We start from the raw sequence: 25233 nt of genomic DNA on the forward strand, positions 1-25233 counted from the left end.
TAAGTAGTAATATTTTGATGTCTATAATGCTAGCTAGACAAAGATGTTTATTAATTATACTTTTATTTATAAGTGTTTGTTGTTGTTATTCTTATGACAAGCTTGAGGAGTTTAAATATAATCAAAATATTTTACTTGCTGGTGTTGTCAGCAGTATTCCAAAACTACAAGATAATCAGTATGAATTTATTTTCCATAGCTATAAGTATGGCGATATATTACTCAAGGCGGCTAAGTCATATCGTCACTATCTAATACCAGCTAATAAGCTAGAATTAGAAGCAAAAATCTATAAACCACATGAGTATGATAATCTTGCAGCCTTTAATTATGCAGAGTACCTTGAACATAATGATATTATTGCACTTGGAAAAGTTACTGATAACTCGGCTATTACATACAAAGGCACCGCAAGCTTATATTTGCCTCAACGCATAAGGTATTATCTATATAACCATCTACAAAAGCAGCTAAACGATTATAAACTAAAAGATTATGCCATAGCGCTACTTATCGGCGATAAGAATTTTAATCAGTCACAGCAAAATCTTTTGATTAGCTCAGGAACATCACATCTAATGGTAATTTCTGGACTACATGTAGGGCTTTTAGCATTTATTGCATTTATTATTTTTAGAGGATTATGGTCATTATCGCCACACTTATGTCGCAAGTTGCCAGCACAGTATATTGGAGTTCTAGCTTCTATTACTATTGCTTTTATCTATAGTTTATTAGCTGGTTTTAGCTTACCAACACAGCGTGCTTTAATAATGCTCTTAGTAGTAGCTTTGTTATGGCTTTTTGCTAAACGTATTTCAATAGTTAAGTCGCTATTGATTGCTTTTGTCATAATACTTCTGCTTGATTTTAAGTCAATTTACAGCATAAGCTTGTGGTTGAGTTTCTCGGCTGTGACCTTACTGGTTATTATTGCCATAGTGATGCAGCAGTATAGGTCAAAATTGGCAAAAATGTTACTTGCACAAACTTATTTAGCAATCTTTTTAGTTCCTATATCAGTTTATTATTTTGGCGGTTTTTCTGTTGTTTCAATTTTAGCAAATATCGTTGCAATTCCTTTAGTTAGTTTTGTGATCGTGCCGCTATTGCTTTTGTGTTTATTGCTTTCTTTTATCAGTGTTAAGCTATGGTTGATACCAATGTTATTTTTGAAGCTTCTAGTTGTTTATTTAAGCTTTTTAACTAGTCATGCTGGCTTTATAACCTATTGGAGTTATTTTTCATTTTTTAGTCTAATAATTATAATTTTAGGGGTTATTCTATTAATCTTTCCTGTTAGTAAATCTTTTAGAATTCTTGGATTATCTATGTGCCTAGTATTTTTCCAATCTTCACAAAATATCGCTGAAAAATACCAACGATTTCAAATACATATTTTTGATACTCAAAACCAAATGGTATTAGTCCAAGATGAAGGTAAAAATCTTTTGTATACATCAGTAAAGAATCTAGATAATGAGTATCTGTTAGTAAATGTGTTAGAAAGCTATTTAAAATTGGCAGGTATTAGACAAATAGATTATCTTATAATTGTTGATGGCGATAAGAGTTTAAAGCTTAAGCTTATCAGGCAAATTGCTACGATTAAAACAGTTATTACAAATATAACTACTGATGAAGTTGTACAAAAATGTAGCTATGTTAATAATTTTAAGTTAAACAATCACACATTAATCAAGCTACTATCAAATGGTAAAAGCTGCTTTGTTTCATTAAAATATCAACGCAAAGAGTTTTTATTAGCGGATAATTCAAATAATAAGGCTCAGCAACAGATCTACACTTTATATAATAGAGTTATTCATCCAGAGATAATAATCACACCATCAATATTAGATTCTAGATTTTTAAATCTAGTTAACGGTTATCTTGTGTATATTTCTGATAAGCCCTTAAAACATCAAAATTATAAAAATGCTAAATTAAAGGTTTTTGATACTTATGCAAATGGCGCGATAGCTATTACTATTAATAAACACCATAACACTACTATTAGTTCACAGTTGAAGCAATATTAAAGGTTCTCTAGTAGGTATAAAGTATAAATTTTAAGATTCATAACTTTAATCCTGATTAAGCTAGAGCTCAAAAAGTTAATATATATTTCTATAATCTTTTAAAAAATCTTATATAAATGATACTATTTAGGTAGTAAATAACAATTTATAACAATCTTAATGATAAATATAGTGAAATATGGCTACTATGCGCTATTTTCAATAGTCTGTTTTGCATCTAGTGCAATAATCGCTTTTATACCAATATTTATTTTTTCGTTGGTGAAGCTTGTGATTCCGATAAAGAGAATAAGGCATTTGTGTACTTCAGTGGTGGAATTATCTGCAAGTTTATGGGTAAGTTTTGCTATTTTAATAACTAAATTATTTTCTCCAACAGAATTTGAGTTTGAGCAGAGTGCAAAACTTGATAGTCAAGGATCTTATCTAATTATATGTAATCATAAGAGTTGGCTAGATACTTTTATATTAATGTTGGTATTTCACAAAAAAATAGCATTTCCTAAATTCTTCATGAAATTCCAGGTATTTTTTATTCCGGTGTTAGGTCTGATTGCGTGGGCATTAGAATTTCCAGCGATGAAACGTTACTCAAAAGAGTATCTAAATCAACATCCAGAAAAAAAGGGTGAAGATCTACAAAAAACTCTAGCATACTGCAAAAAGCTATCACCAAGACCAACTGCAATTGTAAATTTTGTTGAAGGTACTAGATTTACATTACACAAAGCGCTAAAAAGTAACTATAAAAATCTCCTTAATCCTAAAGCTGGTGGAATTGCTGTGATTTTAAAAAGCTTATCAGATAGAATGGTTGGCGTTTTAAATACCACGATTATTTATGATAATCCAGAACAAAATTTATGGGATTTTATGGTTAGGAAAACAAAAAAAATAAAAATAAAAGTAGAATTAATTCCTATAGCTGAAGTGCCATTAGGTGATTATTTTGGTAACGATAAAGATAAACATCATTTTCAAAGTTGGCTGAATAAGCTGTGGCACAATAATGATGAATATATCTCGGAGCAGTTAAGAACTATTAACTAGATATATATCACAATTTAATTAATACCTATAATTCTGGCTAGCATACAAAAGTCTTTAGATTTAGTTTAAAAGTTGATTGAGCTTGACTAGATGTCTCTTTGTATACCTTGCAAATTCAAGGCTTTGGGCTATTGGATTCTTGTATAAAATTATTAAATCAGTATCCTTTGCAAGATGAACTTTAGATATTAGAGATTAAGGTTCATTTAAACGGGCATGAAACCTAATATCTACAAACTTTAGCAAAGTCATTTGACTGGTTTAAACAAGCTTAACCATTAAGTTAATAGCTTGTGATAAATTTGTTGTTTAACTAAATAGTAGTTTTAAAGCAAGTTATTATTAAAAGACTTGATATTAGGAAAATTTATTAACTTAAGGTATGTGGTAGCCAAGCAATTTCGACAAATAAGAATAATGCTGTATAAATACCCATGAAGATAAATGGCATATATATTTCTAATATTCTAATAGGTTTGAATGAACCTTTCTCTTCGGCAATGTGCTCTTCTGTTAACCATACTCTTGAAGGAAGTCGTCTTTCAAGTGATGGCACAATACTATTTTTTATTTGTATGTGATGTCGAAAGAATCTAATAATTTTCCACCATGCATAACAAAACACTAACCCAGCAAAGTATGGGATACTAACGAGTATACCAGAAGGAGGATTTTCGACATTAATGTTGTTACTAATAGCTAAAGCAACGACTCCAACTAATACAAGGTTGAAAACTAAAAAGAATAGGTTAATAACAATTCTTCTGTAGTTAGTTCTATCTGTTAATTCAACGTATATTTTATACTGTTCAATTAACAGCGAGTTATATTGCTCATTAGATAAATTACTTTCGTCTTCGTTACTCCATAATTTATCTTGTATATCTTTATGACTAATCTTTTCCATTTTATTCCTTTCTAATCCATTCATTCAAAAGAATTTACACTGATAATGCTATTACATTTTAAGCTATTTATCAAACTTTTCGTATATTAATGCTTATCTGTATCGTTGTCCGCTAATTATATCAATAATTCTAGATGGTTGTGAAGATTTAACTTCAGCTTCTAGTATATAAATGTTATCAAATGTTTTATTTATTGACTTGGCGTTATTAATGAAATCTTCTTCAGATATATTAGCACTAGTTGAAATAATAGCACCATTAGTATTTTGACAGATGTAAGTTATTATATCAGTTGTTACTAAGCGTATCGCAATAGTTGTTTTGCCTCCTGTTAACCACTGGATACCCTTCTTACCTGGAACTATCCAAGTAGTAGGTTGAGGCTGTTTGGAACATATTTTGTCAATTTGTTTAGCAGATAGCTTAGTAGTATCTGCATACTTGAGTAAATGCTTATAGTTATGCGAGATTATGATAAAGCCTTTGTTTGAGTCTCTTTTTTTTAAGTCTATGACTTTTGCTACCGCATCTTTAGAGATGTTGCAACTCAAACCGTATACTGTGTCTGTAGGAATACTAACAACTCTATCGTTTACTATTTCACTAATGATTTTACCCAAGTCTTTAGTAAGCATATTCTATTAAGTTTATAATTAAGCTAAGAATATTTTATTACTATTTTAGAAATAAAAAAACCTATAAGCTAGAAATACAGCGTATAGGTTTAGAGTTATTTAGTAGTGTTTAAATTTACTTCTTGTTTAGTTGCTCTTTGATAAGGTCACCAAGAGTTGTAGGAGTCATTTGTTCTACTTTGTAGTTAGACTTGCTAGCCGCAGTATTATCTTCACCAACAGCTTTGATAGAAAGAGCAATACTTCTCTTCTTAGTATCAATATTGATAATTCTAGCTTCTACTTTTTGACCTTCGCTTAACTCATCACGAACATCTTTTGTATGCTCAGCAGAAATTTCAGAAATTCTGATGAAACCATCAATGTTGTTATCTTCATCGAGTATAACTACCGCACCATTGTCTTGTATTTTAGTCACTTTACCTGTTACTAAAGAACCTTTAGGGTGGATATTTACAAAGTTCTTGAATGGATCTTCAGAAAGCTGCTTCATGCTAAGAGCAATTCTTTCAAGATCAGTGTTTACAGAAACTAGTACAGCTTCTACTTCATCACCTTTCTTAAACTCTTTGATAGCTTTAGCAGGGTTATCCCATGCGACGTCTGAAATATGTACAAGACCATCGATACCGCCTTCTAGACCGATAAATACACCAAATTCAGTGATTGATCTAATCTTACCAGTAACTTTATCACCTGGCTTGTAATTTTTCTCAAACTCACTCCAAGGATTAGGTCTGCATTGCTTAATGCCTAGAGAGATTCTGTGGTTATCAGCATCTAGCTCAAGTACGATAACTTCAACTTCTTGACCAATAGATACAGCTTTATGAGGATTAATGTTTTTGTTAGTCCAATCCATTTCAGATGTATGAACTAAACCTTCGATACCTTCTTTTAACTTAACAAAACAACCGTAGTCAGTGATGTTAGTTACTGTACCCATAAGCTTAGCACCTATAGGAAGCTCATTAGCGATATTTAACCATGGATCTTCGCCAAGTTGCTTAATACCTAAAGAAATTCTTTGTTTCTCTTTATCAAATTTGATTATTTTAACATCGATTTCTTGGCCTATAGATAGTACATCTGTAGGGTGGCTAATTCTGCTCCAAGAGATATCAGTGATGTGTAATAGACCGTCAACGCCACCAAGATCGATAAACGCACCGAAGTCTGTGATGTTTTTAACGATACCTTTAAGAACGCTACCTTCAGAGATTTTCTCTAACATGGCATCTCTATCACCAGAGTTGTTCTCTTCGATAACTGCTTTTCTAGAAACAACAATATTGTTTCTCTTAGTGTCGATTTTTACAACTTTTAATTCGATATCTTTATCTTCTAAGTGAGCTACATCTTTGATAGGTCTTGTGTCAACTAATGAACCAGGTAAGAATGCTCTTAAACCTTCAACATCCATAGTGTAACCACCACGAACATGATTAGTAATTTTACCAAGGACTGTTTCATTGTTTTCGAAAGCTCTTTCGATTCTGTCCCAAAGCTCGATTTTCTTAGCTTTATCCCTTGATAGTCTAGTTTCACCGCAACTGTTGTCTAGAGCTTCTAGAACAACGTTAATTTTATCACCAGCAGCTACTTCTAGTTCGCCGTTGCTATTTTTTAAAGAAGATACAGGGATGAATGATTCTGATTTAAGACCAGCATCAATCATAGCGAATTCTTTGTCTATACTTACTACAGTTGCTTCGATGATTTTACCTATTCTCATCTCTGTTTGTTTAAGTGATTGCTCAAACAGTTCTTTGAAATTTTCTGACATTTTTTGATTTCCATTTCCAGTGTGGTTGGTTGTACACAGTTTGCAAGTATCCACTGGTATTTGTTATATAAAAAGTACTAGCAAACAATTATGTAATGTGTAATATTATCTAAGAGATAGCAATTCTTCAAGAAGAAAATATTAAAACTTATGTTTAATGATGCAAATTATGATATTTTTTTTATGCAAAAAGCTTATGAACAGGCATTGCTAGCTCATCAAGCTGGTGAAGTTCCGATAGGAGCAGTGCTTGTTAAGAATGGACAAATAATCGCACAAAATTTTAATCAAACTATAAGCTTAAATGACCCAACTGCGCATGCAGAGATCTTGGTTTTACGCTCAGCAGCGATAGAGTTAAGCAACTACAGATTAGTCAATACAAAATTGTATGTTACTTTAGAGCCATGTATAATGTGCTTAGGTGGTTTGATTCAGGCAAGAGTATCGGAATTAGTTTATGCTTGTGATGATAGTCGAGTAGGAGCTTTTTCACGTGAAAAGCTACATCAAAATAAGAATATTAACCATAACCTTGGAGTAACAGCTGGAGTAATGGCTGATAAATGTAGCAAACTTCTAAAGGATTTTTTTAAACAAAGAAGAAATTAGATTATGAAAAAGGAAAAAATTGTTGTTTTGTATGGTGGTGATTCCCCAGAGAGAGAAGTTTCTTTAAAATCTGGTAAAGCAGTTTTAGACTCTTTACTAAGCCAAGGTTATGATGCTGTAGGTTTAGACGCTAGTGGCAAAGAGCTAGTAGCAAAACTTTTAGAATTAAATCCAGATAGATGTTTTATTGCACTGCATGGTGAAGATGGTGAAAATGGTAGAGTATCTGCATTACTTGAGATGCTGGGGATCAAGCATACAAGCTCATCGATGAAGTCATCAGTAATTACTATGGATAAAATGATTTCTAAAGAAATATGGATGCATCATCGTATGCCTACACCAATGGCAAAATTTCTCACAGATAAGTTAGTTGCAGAAGACGAGATTAGTTTTCCTGTTGCGGTTAAGCCAAGTAGTGGTGGTTCAAGTATTGCCACTTTCAAAGTGAAATCTATCCAAGAGCTCAAAGATGCCTATGAAGAAGCATCAAAATATGGTGAGGTAATGATTGAGCAATGGGTGACAGGTAAGGAAATTACTGTGGCTATTGTTAATGATGAAGTTTACTCATCTGTTTGGATAGAGCCACAAAATGAGTTCTATGATTATGAGTCAAAATATAGTGGCAAATCAATCTATCACTCACCGAGTGGCTTGGGTGAGCAAAAAGAGCTAGAAGTTCGCCAACTAGCTAAAAAGGCATATGACTTACTTGGCTGTAGTGGACATGCAAGAGTAGACTTTATCTATGATGATAGAGGTAACTTTTATATTATGGAGATAAACTCTTCACCAGGAATGACAGAAAATAGTCTATCGCCTAAGTCAGCAGCTGCAGAAGGAATTGATTTTGATAGTTTTGTTAAGAGAATAATAGAACAGGCACAATGACAAAAATTATCAAAAAGTTTTTAATATTAAGCTTGATACTGTTAGTAATTTTAGGCGCTGCTATTTTTATTGCTGCTAAAACAGATAAAACAGTCTCAAAGATTGATGTTGTATCTAATGATGGGCTTATTTACATATCTAAGCAAGATTTGATCAACAAGATTACTACACTTGATAATAAGCAATGGTTTGATATTAATATTGATAGTATTGAGAAATATATTTATTCAATCGATGGTGTTGATTATACGCTAGTAAAAAAAGTCTGGCCATCGACCTTAGTAATATACCTGTATGATCATAAGCCTATAGCTTACTGGAATGATAATCAGATTCTTCTTGATAATATGCAAGTTATCACGCCAGCGGTTTTTAATTATAATGGTGATTTACCATATATCCAAAGTAAAGATGATAGTAGTAAAGACTATATATATCAAACCTATAAGGAGTTAAATAGTATTGCCAAGCAAAATAATATGCAAATACTCAAAATCTCTTATACCGGTAACCAATTTAGTATTTTACTCTCAGATGATATTGAAGTTGTACTTGGTTCAGTTAAGTTAAAGAAGCGCCTAGAATTGTTTTTTAAATCGTATACGAAAGTTAAAGATTATAAATTAATTAAATATTTTGATATGCGTTATAGTGATGGTTTTGCAGTAAAATATAAGTAAAAAATATTCTGTGCACGATGATTTTTCATAAGCTGGGTTTCTAGTGGTTTTAATAGACCTTTTATGAAATGATATATTTAATCCAACGGTACTTTGCTGAAACTATATGAACAGGAAATGCTGTTAAATTAGCACCAGATGCTGATAAAAATAGTAAATAAATAAAAAAGAGCTTAATAAAAAACTTTATAGTAAAATAGTCAATGAGTTAGATAATACTTTTATATAATTTTTATTCTAGCTTGTTTTAAGATGTTTAAACTAATTTGTTTTACCAGTATCATAAATAGGAATTTCTAGCATTTCTATTTGCATTTGTTGTTGAGAACCAAAAACATCTCTTCCACTAGGTACACCAGATATTGCCTCACGATATCTAGATATTTTAATAGCATCACAAGAATCAGCATAATAGCATCCCACAATATTATTTTCTGATATTTGTAAATGAGCAGCTATATTTTCTTTTGTAAAAACATTAGAATTTACAGCTATCTCATAGTCTTTTTTTGTTTTGAAAAATATATCTATAGTAACTATATTAACTCCAGCATTTTTACTTCTAATAATGGTAGACATTTCTGTTAACTTTTTGTAATAGATAGGAGGCCCAATATGTTCAATATGCTTTATAGCATTTAACGTTTTTTCGTCAATAGAGCCAGTATAATTTTCTAGTCCAATTTTTTTATATTTTGTTTTTATTTCTCTTAGAAAATTCCATTGGCTGCCTGAACATTCGTAAATTTTTATTGGAAAAAGTTTTTCTTTGATTAAATTTTCGTTGTGTAATATATGGAAAATACTCCACTCATATAGATCTTCTGCCAATATACAATCAACTACTTTTTCTCCATCTTTTTCAATGAATGCATCAAGCTTGCTAATTTCTAATTTATGTAATAAAAGCGCCTCTTCTTGGGTTTCGGCTATCGTTTCTAAGAAAAGTAAAGGGTGATCTGATAAAGAAACTTCGATTTGGCATTGGTTATATAACTCACTAAAATTGCTTTTAGCCAAATCTATAACACTTGACTTTATAGCTTTAAAATTTTCTATGAAAATAGGGTCTCGTGTACCAGCTATAACAACAGATTGAGCTAAGCCTTCTATTGATTGAAATGTTATTTCGCTAGGAGAAGTAGGAAAAGCAATGTTTCCAGACGTAGAACGCCTACCTGGATAACCGAAATGTAACATATACCCTTTTAATATTCCTGCAACTGTAGCTGAAATTTCTTTTTGTGATGAGGTTACTTTAATTAAAATAGATACCTCTTTTTGATCGGGCAATAATGCATATGGCTCAACTCCGTTCTTGCCATATACTATGTAAGAACCTGGAATTTTATCTGATTCTTTTTTTATACAAGGTAATAAAGAAATTATCCTTTTTCCCTTCCATTCGCTACCTTCTAATTTAATTGTTAACGGCAAATGAACAAATTTACTATTTTTTATTCCAGCTATAGTAGAATTTTTTTGAAAATAATAAGAATCTTTAACTGTTAAAACACCTTCTGGGTAAAATTGTAAAGAAGGGTGGCTTTCTTCATAAAGGCTATGTGCAGCGATCGATTGAATAGTCGTGCGACGATTTTTATTAGGAGCTATAAAAACAACTGAATTTTCATCAAATTCGGCTATTAAAGAATCACTTGCTGAGCCAGGTTCACAAGCAATAGCACCACATTCTAAAATGTGTGCTGCATGAAAAGCTAAGCCGGGATCAATTCCTTGTCGAATAGCATCCGCAGCAAATATTGCCATATCACAAGCACGTCCACAAAAAATTATTTGTGCTCCTTCATCTAAAGCGGTAATGAAAGGAGCTATGCCCATCTGAGCAACTATTACACTTTTCTTAAGTGAATCTAAAGTTAATGGAGGCATCTTTCCCAAAGGAGTAAGATTAGAGATTTCACCAAACAATAAAGTATTATCAACGTGTCCACTGATGACAGCTACTTTGGTAGTAGGTATATTTTTTTCTATAAACACTTCTTTAGCAATTTCAAGCATGAATTCTAAGTGAGGATCATCACCAGCTAATCCACAACTACCTAATAGTAATGGGCACTTCTGTTTTAAAGCTACGTCTAACATTAAGCTGAAATCTCTTTTTAAAACAGCTTTTTTAAAGTATGGTGCTCCTTTACCTAAATAATAAGGTCCTGGATCCATTGAACCTGCGTCTGAAGCAACAATGTCTAATTTTAGTTTCGATGCGTTTTCAATTGATTTTTGATCAAAACCATAACCTAGACCAGCACAAACTGATAGAATCCGATACGTCATACTTCCTTCTCACAATAAAAATCACTTAACTTACATAGTATAGTAAAGACCGTTGAATTAATAGGTTCTGTGCACAAATTTCTCTTTACACGATAAAAAAGCACTTTAGTCAGCTGTCCCAGCCGGTTTTCATTCTTTTGGTTTCAATATCTACTTTAGAGGATTTTTCTTTTTTGAGTAAATTAAGAGCTATTTGCCTTATAACACTGAAGTTTGTAGCACTATTTTCTACTCTAGTTCTATTTTTATCTTCATCAAAGCTAACATCTAAAGACCAGTGGAGTTTATTTTCTATCGACCAATGAGATCTAATAGTTTGTGTTTCTTTTTACGATTTATTCTAGGGTCTGTAATTTTTTCAAAGTGGCTGAATATACCTGCTGTGGCTTGCTTTGACACGATGTAGTTTATCGTTGATATAATCTAGATACTATAATCTCATAATTTCAACTACTTTTTAATGCGATTGCGAGAAAAGCATTTATTCTATTGGTTTTCTATGATAATAAGCTTATAATGTAATGTAAGTATATATAAAGTAAAGTCATCTGTCTTTGAATTGGGGCTAATTAAATGGGTTTTGGGAATAATAATTTTTGTGCTGTAGATTTAGGCTCACACAAAATAACAGTCGCGATTGGTCAACTTGCTGAGAATAATAGTATAAAGATATTAGGGGTTAGTCAGAAACAGTCAAAAGGGATCAAGCAGGGTTCTGTAATTAATCTTGAAATGGCTATGGAAACGCTTAATGCTGCGCTTGATGATGCTAAAAGTATAGCAGGTGTAGATGTTAAGGAAGTTACTCTAGGAGTTAGTGCTCCTAGTATCAGCGGTTTTAACTCATATGGTCTAGCAGCAGTTGAAAATGGTGAAGTTAGTATCGAAGATTTAGCTATGGCGATTAAAACTGCAAAAGCAGTGCCGATGTCTGCTGATACAGAGATGTTGCATGTTTTACAAAGAGATTATGTTGTTGATGGCCAAGCTGGTGTTACTGAGCCAATTGGAATGTTTGCAGTGAGATTAGAATCTAATGTTCATATAATAGTAGCATCATCACGCTTGTTACAAAATGTGCGCAAATGTGTTTCAAACTGTGGCTACACAATCAGTAATCTTGTTGTTGAGCATTTAGCTGCTAGTAGTGCGACCCTTACTGATAATGAAAGAGAAATGGGCGTTTGTCTTGTAAATATTGGTGCTGATTCAACAAGCTTTTCAGTATTTGCTGATGGCGGTATTTGTTATACATCAAGTATTAAGACCGGTGGTGCAAGTATCTCTTCAGACATTTCTAAAGTATTTAGGCTTCCTATCGAAGCAGCTGAGAGTTTGAAGTTACAATATGGTTATGCTGCAAGTAAATATCTTAAAAATCCTGATGAAAAAATAGATATACCAAATTCATTAGGCAATGCTAAAAAAAGAATATCATTGCAGGACTTATCTTTAGTTATTGAAGCAAGAGTAGAAGAGATATTTGAGTCATTATATCGGGAGTTAGATCAACATCGTCTGTTAGAGGTCATATCATCTGGGATTGTATTTACTGGTGGTGGAGCTAAGCTTAAAGGTCTTGCTAGACTTGCTGAAGATATGTTCAAGCTGCCGGTAAGAGTTGGGGGTCCTATTGAGGTCTCTGGCGCTAATGAGGTTGTTCATAATCCATCTTATGCAACAGTTGTCGGGCTACTAAAGTATGCAGCTGAGAATAGTGATGCAAGCAATGAGCAGAAGATTGATGAAGATGTGATGGAAATAGATGAAAATACAGGCAAGTCTAAGAAAAAGATAATCTCATCTGTAAAAAGTTGGTTTTCAAATAATTTTTAATTTAAATAGTTTAAAAGGTGAACCTAAAGTAAAGGAGTAAAATATGTTTGATTTTAACGATTCAATGGTTTCAAATGCCATAATTAAAGTTGTCGGTGTTGGTGGCGGTGGCGGTAATGCCGTACAGCATATGTGTGAAGAGGTTTCTGATGTTGAGTTTTTTGCCCTAAATACAGATGGTCAGGCATTATCAAAATCAAAAGTTCAAAATATATTACAAATCGGTACAAACCTAACAAAAGGTTTAGGTGCTGGTGCTAATCCTGAGATTGGTAAGAGAGCAGCAACTGAGGATAGAGCAAAAATTGAGCAACTTTTAGAAGGTGCTGATATGGTTTTCATCACTGCTGGTATGGGTGGCGGTACAGGTACAGGTGGTGCACCTGTAGTTGCTGAAGTAGCAAAAGAAATGGGTATACTTACGGTAGCTGTAGTTACTAAGCCTTTCCCTTTTGAAGGACCAAGAAGAATGAAAGCAGCTGAGCAAGGTATAGATGAATTAACAAAGCATGTTGACTCTATAATTACTGTGCCAAACGAAAAACTTCTAAGTGTGCTTGGTAAGGGTGCATCACTAATAGATGCATTTAATGCGGCAAATGATGTTTTAGGTAATGCTGTAAAAGGTGTGTCTGAGCTTATTACTAAGCCTGGTCTTATCAACGTTGACTTTGCTGATGTTAGAGCAGTTATGACTGATATGGGTCTAGCGATGATGGGTATGGGTGAAGCTACTGGCGAAAACAGAGCTAGAGAAGCCGCAGAAGCTGCTATCTCAAGTCCACTTTTAGAAGATATCAATCTGGATGGTGCTAAAGGTGTAATTGTAAATATTACAGCTGGTATGGATATGTCTATCGGTGAATTTGAAGAAGTTGGTGAAGTGATTAGATCTTTCATCTCTGATGAGGCTATCGTGATAGCTGGTACAGTTATCGACTCAGATATGACTGATTCTATGAAAGTGACAGTAGTTGTTACTGGTATAGAGAAAGTTGCAATGAAAAGAGGCTTTGGCGTAGAGAAAACATCTAGCCAGCAACAAAGTGCTTCAAGCTTTTCGAATAAAACCTCAGCACCTTTCTTAAGAAAAGAGACTGAAATTATTACTGGTGCTAGTAATGCGCCAAAAACTGATTCTGATGATGTAAATAAATCAGATATTCCTAGTTTCTTAAGAAGAAGATAATAAAAATAACAATTAAGAGAGAATAATGAAACAAAAAACTATAGCAAAAGAATTTTCTGTAACGGGTGTTGGTTTACATTCTGGTATAGATGTTTCTATGACTGTTAAGCCAGCTGATGTTGACACTGGTATAGTATTCCGTCGTGCTGATTTAAGTCCAGTTGTTGATATCAAAGTTAATCCATCTAGTATTAAAGAGGCTGTGATGTGTACTCTTTTAACAAAAAATGGTGATCAAAATTTATCAGTTTCAACAATTGAACATTTGATGTCTGCACTTGCTATGTTTGAAGTTGATAATGTATTGATTGAGGTTAATGCTCCAGAGTTACCAGTAATGGATGGCAGCTCTTATGAGTTTACACAATTATTAAAAGAGGCTGGTATTGTTGAGCAAAATTCTGCTAGAAATGGTATCAAAATCTTAAAACCTGTAAGAGTTGAGCATGAAGATAAGTTTGCAGAGGTTTTACCTAGTGATACATTAAAATATGAGTTTAAGATTCAATGGGATCATCCTGTAATTGCGGCAACAAAGGATCACATAGTTTTTGAGTATGATCTTGATGAGTATATTAAGATGGTTTCAAAGGCTAGAACATTTGGCTTTTATGAACAGCTTGCCTACTTACATCAAAACAATCTTGCAAAAGGAGCATCGTTAGATAATGCTGTTGGTATTGCTAATGAGGGTGTGCTTAACGAAGGTGGTTTGCGTTATGATGATGAGTTTGTAAGACATAAACTCCTAGATGCGATTGGTGATTTCTATGTTGGCGGTTATATTTTAGGGCATTTCAACTGTTTCAAGTCAGGACATACTCTTAATAACAAGCTTCTACATGCTATCTTTGCTGATAAAGATGCGTGGGAATGTATTTAGTTTTGTTTTAATCTTAATCTGTTAAAATTATATTTTGTTCTTTTATATCGATTGCTAGAGCTTGTTTAATAAGCTTTGTATTTTCATCATTATGGATTTTATTTATAGCATTTTCACGCTTAATCTCAGCAGGTGATTTTTGATCAGTTGAGACTCTATCTATAGGTAGGTTTTTGATATCTAACCTAAAACTAGCATTGTTAAGATACTCACTAATACTTGCTTGAAGTTTAGCTATACTTTGAGGATCAAGCTCAAGGATTTTTTTGGCATCTTCATTTAGATGGATTACAAATGTTTCACCATTATCACTAATAAGATGGCTATTAAAAGCTAAAGTTTTTGTAAAACCTTTTAGTTTTATCCTATTAAGGAGATTAAACCACTTTTTATCAAGTGCTTGTTCTTGAATATTCTCATTAGTTGTTGGATTATTATTTTGTGTTACAGCAGGTTTTACAGTTTGTTGAGATTGTTCTGGCTTAAATGTATTTTTAAGTAAGCTTATATCATTTCTAGCAGTTGTTGCGTTAGCAACTATTTTAGAGGTCTGGGTTACATCAGTTAGGTTTTTTTTTTGAAACGCTATAAGTCTAAGAATAGCCATAGTTACACCAGTTTCAAAATTTGGTGCTAAAGCAATATCTTTTTTAGCAATTATCGTTAATTGATATAAGAAGTGTGCTTGTTCAATTGATATTTTTGCCAAAATATTATTGATTATATCAACATCAATATCATTAATAGCATCTAAAGACTGTGTAAAGCTATAAATACAGCAAGCAAACCAAATTTCGGCGATTCTATCTAGTACAGCATCAGCACTACTTTCTGTAAGTGCTAAATTTTTGACAGCTGGCAGTATGGCTTTTGGATCATTATCAATAATCGCATTGATAATACTATATACTTCTTCACTGTCTATGATTCCGAGCATTTGTTTAATCTGAGCTTGCTTAAGTTCACCACTACAAAAGCTAATAGCCTGATCAAGTAAGCTTAAAGCATCTCTTAAGCTGCCTTTGGCATGATAAGCTATATACTCAAGTGACGGCTCATCTGAGTTTATATTCTCTTTAGCTAGGACTGTTTTTAGTTGATCTTTGATGTCAGCCTGTGAGATATGCTTCAGATGAAGTTGAATACATCTAGATAGTATCGTAACAGGAATCTTATGATAATCTGTAGTCGCTAGGATAAATTTGACATATTCTGGCGGCTCTTCAAGGGTCTTTAGTAAAGCATTGAAACTTTGCTTAGAAAGCATATGTGCCTCATCGATTAGATAGACTTTATAGCGTCCTTGTGATGGCATATATTGGATATTATCTAAGATTTCTTTGGTCTCTTCGACACCTGTACGTGAAGCAGCATCAATTTCAATCAAATCCATAAAACTATTATTGTTGATTGCTACACAGTTTTCACATTTGTTGCAAGGCTCTGCAGTAACACCAGTTTTACAGTTTAGACATTTTGCTAAGAGTCTACCAAGTGTTGTCTTACCAACCCCACGCGTACCTGTAAATAAGTAAGCATGGTGGATTTTTTGAGTTTCTAAAGCATGCACTAAACTGTTAAGAGCATGTTGCTGTCCAGCAACTTCTGAAAATGACTGTGGGCGATATTTTCTTGCTAATGCTTGATATGACATTTACAAATTAATCTATTAGAAAATCTTATATTAAATGATAACAGACTTAAGCTAAAAGAATAAGAGGGTATTTAGATAACTTTGAATAGTCTTTATTTGTAAAATTTAGCGTAAAAATATAAAATCTATAGACAAATTTATAATAATAAAAATCTAAAAAATGGAATCTATAAATTATAAGCTTGTGTTAAAAGATCTAACGGCCCGTATTAAATCTTTACGGGACTATCTTTGACTACGATGCTAAGAAAGAAAAGCTAACAGAAGTCTTAATGGAGCTAGAAGATGGCGCTATTTGGGACAATCCAGAGTATGCACAAAGTTTAGGTAAACAAAAGGTTGAGCTAGAAAGTGTTGTAAATAGTTGTGAGCATATTTCAGAGACATTAGAAACTCTTAGCGAACTTTTAGAAATGGCAGAGCAGGATGAGTCACTAATGCAAGAAATTGCTCGAGATACACGGGATGTGGCTAGTGAAATTGAAAAGCTAGAGTTTAGAAGAATGTTTTCTGGTAAGATGGATGCTAATAATGCCTTTTTGGATATTCAGTCAGGTTCAGGAGGAACCGAAGCGCAAGATTGGGCAGAGATGCTGATGCGGATGTATATGCGTTGGGCAGATAGCCATGGCTTTAAGGTAAGCGTTGATAATGTTTCAGATGGCGATGTTGCAGGTATAAAAGGTTGTACACTGAAAATAGAGGGTGAATATGCTTATGGTTGGTTGCGTACCGAAACTGGTATTCATAGGTTAGTGCGCAAATCACCTTTTGACTCAAACAGTAAACGTCATACATCTTTTGCATCGGTGTTTATCTCACCTGAGGTTGATGATGATATTGATATTGAAATAAATCCTGCTGATTTACGAGTCGATACTTATCGCGCTTCTGGGGCAGGTGGTCAGCATGTAAACAAAACTGATTCAGCTGTGAGAATAACGCATATTCCAACAAATATTGTAGTGCAAAGTCAAAGTGATAGGTCACAGCATAAAAATAGAGATAACGCGATGAAACAGCTTAAGTCAAAGCTATATGAGATGGAGCTACAAAAGCGTAATGCTGAAAAGAATGCTCTTGAAGACTCAAAAGCTGATATCGGCTGGGGTAGTCAAATCCGTTCGTATGTGCTTGATCAGTCACGTATCAAAGATTTAAGGACAGGAGTGGAAAACACCAATACTCAAGCAGTATTAGATGGTGATTTGGATAAGTTTATTGAGGCTAGCTTGAAAAGTGGGTTATAATACATACTTTACAAAGAATGGTTCGCTACTTACTATGTAAGTTTTAGCAACATACTTTTTGCAGTAGCAGCCCTTTGACTTGGCTCAGGGGTCGAGTATGCAAAACTGCCTAGCACTTGTTGCTGCTTATTTGCATGATAATGGTATCTACAAAACTCGCATAAGTTCAGACAGTTGTAGATACTTCAAATTATCATTGCAAAAGCTATCCGTAAAAGTGCAAATTTTTATGATAATAAGGTTCAAAAAAATGAGTAGTAAATTAAAAGATTTGATAAAAACAGCGATAAAAGAATATTTAGATGCTAATGATATAACAGTCAAAGATGCTATCAGAGGTAAGATTAGAGAGCAAATTAGTGAGTTTTTAGGTGAAGTAAGCGAGATAAATGAGCAAGTCAAAGAACAAATTGTAGCACTTGTGAAAAAGCATGTAACGGAGTTACAAGAAAGCTCACAAATTGCCTTGAGAAAAGAAAAGTTAAAAACTTTAGCTCAGCAAAATAACGGTATAAGTCACCCGAATGGTTTCCGAAGAAATGCTGTTGCTGCAGAATTACAAGCTCGCTATGCTGATAAAACCAAGCAAGAATTAGAAGAGCTAAATAACAAGCAACAATATAATTTGACAGGCAGAGTAGTTTTGCGCCGTGTCATGGGTAAAGCATCTTTTATAACACTACAAGACTACACAGGCAGAATCCAAGTTTATCTAAAAAAGAGTGACTTGTCAGAGGGACAATATGAAACCTTCAAAAATCTATGTGATTTAGGTGATATTGTCGGTATTTCAGGAAATATGTTTAAGACAAATACGGGCGAGCTTTCTGTAGAAGCAAACCATTTTGAGGTTTTAACAAAGGCGATTCGTCCGCTACCAGATAAATTCCATGGTTTGGCAGATCAAGAAATGAGATACCGCCAGAGATATGTTGATTTAATTACAAATGAAAAAGCGCGTGAAGTTTTTAAGGTGCGTTCAAAAGTTGTAAGTTTTATCCGTAACTACTTTGATAAATTAGATTTTATGGAAGTAGAGACGCCTATGATGCATGTTTTACAAGGTGGTGCTGCTGCTAAGCCATTTAAGACACATCATAATGCTTTGGATATGCCTTTATACTTGCGTATTGCTCCAGAGCTTTATCTAAAAAGACTAGTTGTTGGTGGTTTTGAGCGTGTTTATGAGATAAATCGTAATTTTAGAAACGAGGGGGTATCTTCGCGCCATAATCCAGAATTTACAATGCTAGAGTTCTATATGGCGTACGCTGATTATAACGATCTTATGGATTTAACAGAGGATATGCTTTCTAAGCTTGTACAAGAAGTTATTGGTAGTGAAGTACTTGAGTATGGAGAGTATAAAATCAACTTTGGTGGTAAGTACGAGCGTATCTCAATGGTTGATTCAATTGTTAAATATAATGATGATATTACCAAAGAAGATTTAGCAACTTTTGAATCAGCTAAAAAGGTTGCTGAGAAATTAAAAATAAAAGTAGAAACATTCCATGAACTTGGACACCTGATAAATGAAATATTTGAAGACACTGTTGAGCATAAACTTATTCAGCCAACATTTATCACGGATTATCCAGCGGTAGTTTCACCACTAGCGCGTAGGCAAGATGGTAATCTAGAATTTACAGATAGATTTGAATTCTTTGTCGGAGCGCGTGAGATTGCTAATGGCTTCTCTGAGCTTAACGATGCTGAGGATCAAGCTGAGCGCTTCAGAAAACAGGTTGAAGCGGCTGCATCTGGTGATGATGAGGCAATGCCGTATGATAAAGATTATATCCGTGCTTTAGAATATGGTATGCCGCCAACAGCTGGTCAAGGTATTGGTATTGATAGACTTGTAATGTATCTAACAAACTCACAGTCTATTAGAGACGTGATTTTATTCCCGCATATGAAACCAGAGTGAATTAAATGCTACAGGAGTTTCGCACTTTATGTAAAATTTAGTTTAGCTGCGATAGCATCAGTAATTCCATGCTTGATAACTTCCCATTTTTGCTGTATTAGCTCAAACATAATCTGACAGTCACACATCAGTTTGAATCTAATTTCATTTCCAAACTAGTGTCAGATTTCTCAAACATATTACCTAAATTTTTCTCTTTTGCCAAAGGTTTTGAGTCAATAAAAGTTTGCATAGGTGTTTTTCCATAACAGTGCTTACCAGAATGGGTCTTTCATTGTTGTAATAATCCAACCATATATCAACATCTTGCTGAATTTCTTCAATTGTTGAATAAACCTTTTTTCTAAACATTGTCTCATAACATTCATTTTTCGTAGTTTTCTGGAATCTTTCACATATACCATTAGTTTGAGGGGAATTAGCTTTTGTTTTAGTATGATCAATGTCTTCTATTGGATTAAGGTCTGGTGAATATGGAGGCAAAAACTCAATAATATGCTCAGCATCAGCAATCATCTTTAACATATCAGTATTCTTGTGAAAAGTAGCATTATCCATAACTATTACAGTTTTTGTTTTCAAACTTGGTAATAAGAAATATTTTATCCATTTTGAAAATACAACACTATCAATATTACATCTAAATAGTTCTAGAGCAAATAATACTTTATCTATCAAAGCTCCTATAACATTTGTTCGACCTCTAGCTCCCCAATCGCAGACCCCGTAACATCTTTGACCTTGGCTAGAGTAGCCATGAGTTCTAGGCATATCTAATGCATGACCAGATTCATCTAGGTAACAGATAGGCAAACCTTTAGCTTTATATTGTTCAATCTTTTTCTGAAATAATTTTCGCTTGTCTTCGTCTGCTTTGGGGTGAATCAGAGTTTTTTTTATATGTAACATCTAACTTTTTAAGATTATAGCTAATACAATGCTCGCTAACTCCCAACCTTTCTGCTCTTTCTTTTAGGTATGCATCAGGATAGTCCAATACATCTTGTTTTAACTTAACTAAATCAAGTTTGGTATTAGGCTTATTTCTTGTACCTTTAGGTAAATTACCTTTTAACCACTCTTGGATACTTCTAACGCTAATATTAAATCTATTTGATAATTTTAAAAAGCTAACACCTTCTGGTTTTAGCTTTAATACCTTTTTTATAAAGTGATGCGAATATGCCATAAGAGTAAATAAAAATAGTATACTACTTTTATACGTGGGTAGCTATATAAAGCCGAGAAAAGCAGAACAAGTCTTATCAAACCTAGAGAAAACCCTTCTAAAATGCTTAATTTTAGAGAAAAAGTTCTCTATCAAATGTCTTTTCCTTATAAATATGCCTATCAACATTATGGCCTTTGGTATAGTTTTCTCTAGCAGGAATGACTGGTTTATTTTTATTTTCCTCAAGGAATTTTATATTTTCTTCAGAGAAATATGCCTTATCAGCAAGAATATAAGCATTTGTTATTCCTTCTAAGAGTTGTTGTGAGGGTACAATATCATGGACATTACCAGCAGTTATTATAAATCTAACGGGATTTCCTAGGGCATCTGTAAGAGTATGAATCTTTGTTGTTAAGCCACCCACACTTCTACCCAAAGCATTGATTTCATTACCATTTATCTCATAACCACTAGCACAAGCATGTGCTTTAACAGATAGTGAATCTATCATGAACTGTTGTGAATCAATGTCTGAAACATAAGTCATTAGATTATTCCAAACACCTTTGGCAGCCCAGTATTTATAACGCTTATGGATGGCTCTACTATTACCATAATCCTTGTGAAGATATTTCCACTGAGCTCCTGTTTTTAAGATAAAAAACACTGCTTCTATGAATCTTCTAAGCTTAACTACATCTTTTGTATGCAATCCTTTTTGAGCTGTTAGAAAAGTTAAAATAGTTGACCAATTTGTTTCTGATATGTAATATTCCATATATGTTAAGTATGTTTTTTTGTTTCACAAAACTATTTAAATATACTTAACTGCTTTATTCAATTTTTTTGTTCATGGAACCTATTAATATTTAAAAAAATAAATTTATAGTTTTGCTTATTCAATATTATAACTTATTAAATATTATTAGGGTATAATTAACTTATAAAATAAACAAATTTAGTAAAAGGAGTTTTTATGGACTCAAAAATTATAAACATTTTAAATAACTTAATAGAAGTATCCCGAGATGGAGAAAATGGGTTTCGTACTTCAGCTAATAATGTCAGTGATCAAAAGCTTAAAACTATATTGTTAAAGAGAGCAGAAGGATGTAAAGAGGCTGTAAAAGAATTACAAAAATATGTTGTAGAGTATGGAGGTGAGGTTGAAGATAGCACTAGCATCTTAGGAAATTTACACCGAGGGTGGGTCAATATAAAGTCTATGCTTACTGGATATAATGATCATGCAATACTTGTAGAGTGTGAAAGAGGTGAAGGGTATGCAAAAAAAGCTTATGCTGAAGCTTTAGAAGTTAATGATATACCTAGTAATATTCGTGAATTAATCCAAAAACAAAATGATAGTCTTTTAGAGAACTATACTCTTGTTTGTAAGTTAAAAGAAGAATACAAAGAGAAATATTAAGGAATTTAGGTTCCATGAACAAAAAATCATCTAAGCCAAATAAAAGTACTAGCTAAAGCAATAAAACCTAAAAAAGCTGAGCAAGTCTTGTCAAATCTGGAGAAAGCTCTTCTAAAGTGCTTAATTTTAGAGAAGAAATTCTCTATGAGATGCCTTTCTTTATAAATATGCCAGTCAATATTATGATCTTTTGTGTAGTTTTCTCTAGCAGGAATCACAACAGTATTACCATTTTCTTTGAGAAACCTTACATTTTCGTCTGAAAAGTATGCTTTATCAGCAAGAATATAAGCATTTGTTATCCCTTTTAAAAGTTCTGGAGAAGGTACAATATCATGAATATTGCCTGCAGTTACTATAAATCTAACGGGATTTCCTAGAGCATCTGTAAATTAGCTTTATAAACCAAATAAAATTGAAAATAACACTTAAAATTAGTAAAATGGGTAGGTTAGTAAAAACATAATAATGAAAAAAATGGCTAATAAATTAGAGATAACACTTGAAAAAATTATATTTAGTATACGATGGCTACAAGCTCCTGTTTATATTCTATTATCATTTATTCTCATAACTTATATTTATATGATATTTATCGAATTGAAACACTTATTTGTAGTTTTAATTTACTCGAATAAATTTAATATAGAAAAATTAACTACTTTGACCTTAACATTATGTGAAGCTGTTTTGGTAGCAAATTTAGTTGTAATGGTAATAATTAGTGGATATGAAAATTTTGTTTCTAAAATGAATAATTCCAAAGAAAAATACGGGCAACCTGTGTGGATAAAAAAATTATCACCTGACGCTGTTAAAATAAAAATTGCTGGATCAATAATAACTATTTCATCAATATCTTTATTGCAAGGTTTTTTGGATATTTTACATACAACTGATAGAGAACTATTATGGGGGGTGACTATTCATATTGTTTTTGTTGTATCCGCACTATTGATATCCATTACATCTTATATAGTAGGTAAATACAGTCATACTAGTGAACCTCAATAATTCCAAACTTTTCTGATGTTAGATAACCTTATAAAATTTATATTTGGAATGCTCTTTCATCTGGTATAGCTAACTCACTATATTTTAGTTACATAAATTGCCTAAATAAAGTATCAACATCACACCTGTATTTTCTTTTGTAATGCTTAGCTTGAGCCCACTTTTTCTCTATCTTATTATATTGAAGAGAGTATGGGGGTAAAAACAAGAGTATATGTTGATTTTTTTATAATAAAGGTCTAAGAAGCTTTTCATTATGGAAGCTAGCGTTATCGATGATATAGGCAGAATTTACAGGTAAGTTTTTTATCAATTCATTTTCTACCCAATCTGTATATATTGCAGTATCAATACTGCAGTTAAATAACCCTAAACAGATTAACTCTTTTTTATGCAAAGCGCCTATTACATTAGTTCTTTTTTTATTACTAAAATCCTTAACTCCGTAACATCCTTCTCCTTTAATAGAATATCCATGGGTCCTGGGCATATCATATGCAAAACCGCTTTCATCACCATATACAATATTTCTACCTTCTTGAATATAATTATTTAATCAAGATTGGAAACCCTTTTGTTTAATAGGATCTGCTTTAGGGTGGCTATAAATCTTTTTTTATATGTTATTTCTAAGTGAAGTTACGGACTTTTAAATTTAAGCAGTCATTTTGAGTATCTTTTTCATTTTTATAATTTCCCTATGACTCGCTTGATTGGCGGCAATTAACATTTTCCTTTTCAAAGCGTAGTGATTTTTATTTGAAGCAAGTTTTAGTTTTTCAAGTTCAATAAAGGGCGTGTTGAAAACTAGCCATATATAGAATAATATTTGTTAAAATATAGTTAAATTAATTTTCATATGCTTATCAGATGAATCAACTAGAGATGATAAGTCTTAATGACTTAGTACCGAGAAATCATATATATCGTAAGTTTGTATCGATTTGGAATTTTAAAAATGTTGCTAAGAAATTAAAGAAGTTTGAAAAAGATAACCCTTATAAAGGTTATGGAATGCTACGTTTATTTAAATGTTTGCTATTACAATTTATGGAAGATCTTAGCGATAGAGAATTAGAGAAATATCTACAAGAGAATAACGCAGCAAAATGGTTTTGTGAATTTACATTATTAGAAAAAACTCCCGATCATAGTGTATTTTGTAAATTTAGAAAGAATATAGGTACTCGTTTTATATCGGAAATTTTTAATGATTTAAGAAAGCAATTAAAACAACAAGGATTTATCAATGAAGTCTTTAGTTTTGTTGATGCTAGTCACTTAATAGCTAAAGCTAATCTTTGGAAAGAAAGAGATAAAGCTATCAAAGAGAAATATGAAAAGTTAAATAATGAAATACTTCCTAAAGTAGCTATAGATAAGCAAGCACGTATAGGCTGTAAAGGTAAAGATAAATTTTGGTATGGTTATAAGAAACATACTAGTGTAGATATGCAGAGTGGACTGATTAATAAAGTAGCTGTGACACCTGCCAACGTTACAGATGCAAAGGGTATAAAATATGTTTGCCCTGATGGTGGTGCGATTTATGCTGATAAGGGATACTGTACAAAATATGCTAACAAAACTGCCAGGGATAACTGTTGTGACCTTAAAGCCATAAAGAAGAATAATATGCTTGGTAAAAACCATGATCAAGACAGTTGGTTTAGTGCTATACGTTCACCTTATGAAAGAGTGTTTGCTCATCAGGATAAACGTGTTAGATATAGAGGAGTTTCAAAAAATCACTTTGCTGAACTGATGAAATCTATTTGCTTCAATCTTAAGCGACTTGTAGTGCTTGACCCACTCAATTTGTGCTTGAACTAGGATAAGTGTATCCAAATATCAGAAATATTAATAAAACATAAAGAAAAACTTTAGAATAGGGACTTTCCAAATAAATGTGTAAATTCTTAATTAACCTGCTAGATTATATCAAGCAAAATATTAAGGATAGAAA

General features: G+C 32.7%; 22 protein-coding genes and 4 pseudogenes. 13 read left to right on the top strand and 13 right to left on the bottom strand.

The features are described from left to right. Positions 1–26 precede the first annotated feature (26 nt). Together CGC45_RS00585 and yihG are read left to right on the top strand one after the other, a co-directional pair. The gene (locus CGC45_RS00585) at positions 27–2042 is read left to right on the top strand and encodes a ComEC/Rec2 family competence protein (RefSeq protein ID WP_071629935.1); all 2016 of its coding nucleotides are present in this window, start codon (positions 27–29) and stop codon (positions 2040–2042) included. A gap of 159 nt (positions 2043–2201) precedes the next feature. After that, on the top strand, positions 2202–3092 hold the full coding sequence (gene yihG, locus CGC45_RS00590; RefSeq protein ID WP_071628488.1) for a 1-acylglycerol-3-phosphate O-acyltransferase, YihG family: 891 nt from the start codon (positions 2202–2204) through the stop codon (positions 3090–3092). 370 nt (positions 3093–3462) lie between these two features. Here the strand turns inward: yihG and CGC45_RS00595 are convergent, their stop codons facing one another. The 3 genes from CGC45_RS00595 to rpsA all read right to left on the bottom strand — a co-directional run bounded on the left by CGC45_RS00595 (position 3463) and on the right by rpsA (position 6421). Then, positions 3463–3999 carry an intracellular proliferation membrane protein RipA gene (locus CGC45_RS00595; protein WP_114702136.1) on the bottom strand — a complete coding sequence of 179 codons (537 nt, stop codon included), beginning with the start codon at positions 3997–3999 and terminating at the stop codon, positions 3463–3465. A 93-nt stretch (positions 4000–4092) separates the two neighbouring features. After that, positions 4093–4635: an L-threonylcarbamoyladenylate synthase gene (locus tag CGC45_RS00600; protein ID WP_071628489.1), complete on the bottom strand. Its 543-nt coding sequence runs from the start codon at positions 4633–4635 to the stop codon at positions 4093–4095. Between the two features lie 115 nt (positions 4636–4750). Next, positions 4751–6421: a 30S ribosomal protein S1 gene (gene rpsA, locus CGC45_RS00605; protein WP_232310100.1), complete on the bottom strand. Its 1671-nt coding sequence runs from the start codon at positions 6419–6421 to the stop codon at positions 4751–4753. Positions 6422–6571: 150 nt separating this feature from the next. Here rpsA and tadA point away from each other — a divergent pair, with 150 nt between their 5' ends. Genes tadA through CGC45_RS00620 form a run of 3 tightly spaced genes read left to right on the top strand, consistent with a single transcriptional unit; the run spans position 6572 to position 8607 of the window. Further along, positions 6572–7033, top strand: coding sequence for a tRNA adenosine(34) deaminase TadA (gene tadA, locus CGC45_RS00610; RefSeq protein WP_071628491.1), 462 nt, complete (start codon positions 6572–6574; stop codon positions 7031–7033). 3 nt (positions 7034–7036) lie between these two features. Continuing rightward, the gene (locus tag CGC45_RS00615) at positions 7037–7927 is read left to right on the top strand and encodes a D-alanine--D-alanine ligase (protein ID WP_071628492.1); all 891 of its coding nucleotides are present in this window, start codon (positions 7037–7039) and stop codon (positions 7925–7927) included. Next, positions 7924–8607: a cell division protein FtsQ/DivIB gene (locus tag CGC45_RS00620; RefSeq protein ID WP_071628493.1), complete on the top strand. Its 684-nt coding sequence runs from the start codon at positions 7924–7926 to the stop codon at positions 8605–8607. The genes CGC45_RS00615 and CGC45_RS00620 overlap by 4 nt, the downstream gene beginning before the upstream one ends. Before the next feature lie 261 nt (positions 8608–8868). On the opposite strand, the gene CGC45_RS00625 is transcribed toward CGC45_RS00620, so the two are convergent. Further along, positions 8869–10905 (bottom strand): DUF4387 family protein, encoded by a 2037-nt coding sequence (locus CGC45_RS00625; RefSeq protein ID WP_071628494.1) that lies wholly within the window; start codon positions 10903–10905, stop codon positions 8869–8871. A gap of 109 nt (positions 10906–11014) precedes the next feature. After that, a complete protein-coding gene (locus CGC45_RS09490; RefSeq protein WP_114702137.1) occupies positions 11015–11218 on the bottom strand; it encodes a transposase family protein in 204 nt (67 codons plus the stop codon). A 260-nt stretch (positions 11219–11478) separates the two neighbouring features. On the opposite strand from CGC45_RS09490, the gene ftsA reads away from it, so the two are divergent. From ftsA to lpxC, 3 genes are read left to right on the top strand one after another with little or no spacing between them, the layout of a single operon-like run. Next, positions 11479–12741, top strand: a complete 1263-nt coding sequence (ftsA, locus tag CGC45_RS00635; RefSeq protein WP_071628495.1) for a cell division protein FtsA — start codon at positions 11479–11481, stop codon at positions 12739–12741. Between the two features lie 43 nt (positions 12742–12784). Beyond that, positions 12785–13930, top strand: a complete 1146-nt coding sequence (gene ftsZ, locus CGC45_RS00640) for a cell division protein FtsZ (RefSeq protein WP_071628496.1) — start codon at positions 12785–12787, stop codon at positions 13928–13930. Positions 13931–13952: 22 nt separating this feature from the next. Beyond that, positions 13953–14813 carry a UDP-3-O-acyl-N-acetylglucosamine deacetylase gene (lpxC, locus tag CGC45_RS00645; RefSeq protein ID WP_114701998.1) on the top strand — a complete coding sequence of 287 codons (861 nt, stop codon included), beginning with the start codon at positions 13953–13955 and terminating at the stop codon, positions 14811–14813. A 13-nt stretch (positions 14814–14826) separates the two neighbouring features. Here the strand turns inward: lpxC and dnaX are convergent, their stop codons facing one another. Continuing rightward, positions 14827–16467, bottom strand: a complete 1641-nt coding sequence (gene dnaX, locus CGC45_RS00650) for a DNA polymerase III subunit gamma/tau (protein ID WP_071628498.1) — start codon at positions 16465–16467, stop codon at positions 14827–14829. 160 nt (positions 16468–16627) lie between these two features. On the opposite strand from dnaX, the gene prfB reads away from it, so the two are divergent. Together prfB and lysS are read left to right on the top strand one after the other, a co-directional pair. Further along, positions 16628–17717, top strand: a protein-coding gene (gene prfB / locus CGC45_RS00655) for a peptide chain release factor 2 (protein ID WP_114701999.1) whose coding sequence is annotated in 2 segments (ribosomal slippage) — positions 16628–16699 and positions 16701–17717 — 1089 coding nt in all. Because the reading frame shifts where the segments join, the coding sequence is not laid out codon by codon here. A 250-nt stretch (positions 17718–17967) separates the two neighbouring features. Beyond that, a complete protein-coding gene (gene lysS / locus CGC45_RS00660; protein WP_071629937.1) occupies positions 17968–19650 on the top strand; it encodes a lysine--tRNA ligase in 1683 nt (560 codons plus the stop codon). Between the two features lie 127 nt (positions 19651–19777). Here the strand turns inward: lysS and CGC45_RS09130 are convergent. The 4 genes and pseudogenes from CGC45_RS09130 to CGC45_RS00675 all read right to left on the bottom strand — a co-directional run. Further along, positions 19778–20103, bottom strand: a pseudogene (locus CGC45_RS09130) (integrase core domain-containing protein); the annotation flags it as partial. A gap of 48 nt (positions 20104–20151) precedes the next feature. Beyond that, positions 20152–20559 (bottom strand): annotated as a pseudogene (locus CGC45_RS09250) (transposase); the annotation flags it as partial. After that, positions 20483–20839: an IS630 transposase-related protein gene (locus CGC45_RS00670; RefSeq protein WP_071628500.1), complete on the bottom strand. Its 357-nt coding sequence runs from the start codon at positions 20837–20839 to the stop codon at positions 20483–20485. The gene CGC45_RS00670 and the pseudogene CGC45_RS09250, both read right to left, overlap by 77 nt. 42 nt (positions 20840–20881) lie before the next feature. Further along, a pseudogene (locus CGC45_RS00675) lies at positions 20882–21602 on the bottom strand (IS5 family transposase). 198 nt (positions 21603–21800) lie between these two features. Here CGC45_RS00675 and CGC45_RS00680 point away from each other — a divergent pair. Further along, complete coding sequence (locus CGC45_RS00680) at positions 21801–22253, top strand: PA2169 family four-helix-bundle protein (RefSeq protein WP_071628501.1); 453 nt, start codon at positions 21801–21803, stop codon at positions 22251–22253. 26 nt (positions 22254–22279) lie between these two features. Here CGC45_RS00680 and CGC45_RS00685 read toward each other — a convergent pair whose 3' ends face one another. Further along, entirely contained in the window at positions 22280–22612 is a 333-nt protein-coding gene (locus tag CGC45_RS00685; RefSeq protein WP_084387426.1) for a transposase, read from the bottom strand. Positions 22613–22721: 109 nt separating this feature from the next. On the opposite strand from CGC45_RS00685, the gene CGC45_RS00690 reads away from it, so the two are divergent. Then, positions 22722–23267 carry a YqhA family protein gene (locus tag CGC45_RS00690; RefSeq protein WP_071628503.1) on the top strand — a complete coding sequence of 182 codons (546 nt, stop codon included), beginning with the start codon at positions 22722–22724 and terminating at the stop codon, positions 23265–23267. A 226-nt stretch (positions 23268–23493) separates the two neighbouring features. Here CGC45_RS00690 and CGC45_RS00695 read toward each other — a convergent pair whose 3' ends face one another. Together CGC45_RS00695 and CGC45_RS09570 are read right to left on the bottom strand one after the other, a co-directional pair. Then, on the bottom strand, positions 23494–23757 hold the full coding sequence (locus CGC45_RS00695) for a transposase (RefSeq protein WP_084387427.1): 264 nt from the start codon (positions 23755–23757) through the stop codon (positions 23494–23496). Between the two features lie 165 nt (positions 23758–23922). Beyond that, positions 23923–24060: pseudogene (locus tag CGC45_RS09570) on the bottom strand (IS701 family transposase); the annotation flags it as partial. Positions 24061–24137: 77 nt separating this feature from the next. On the opposite strand from CGC45_RS09570, the gene CGC45_RS00700 reads away from it, so the two are divergent. Beyond that, on the top strand, positions 24138–25100 hold the full coding sequence (locus CGC45_RS00700; protein WP_071628504.1) for a transposase: 963 nt from the start codon (positions 24138–24140) through the stop codon (positions 25098–25100). Positions 25101–25233: the final 133 nt, after the last annotated feature.

The organism is Francisella opportunistica (genome assembly GCF_003347135.1).
GTDB lineage: Bacteria > Pseudomonadota > Gammaproteobacteria > Francisellales > Francisellaceae > Francisella > Francisella opportunistica.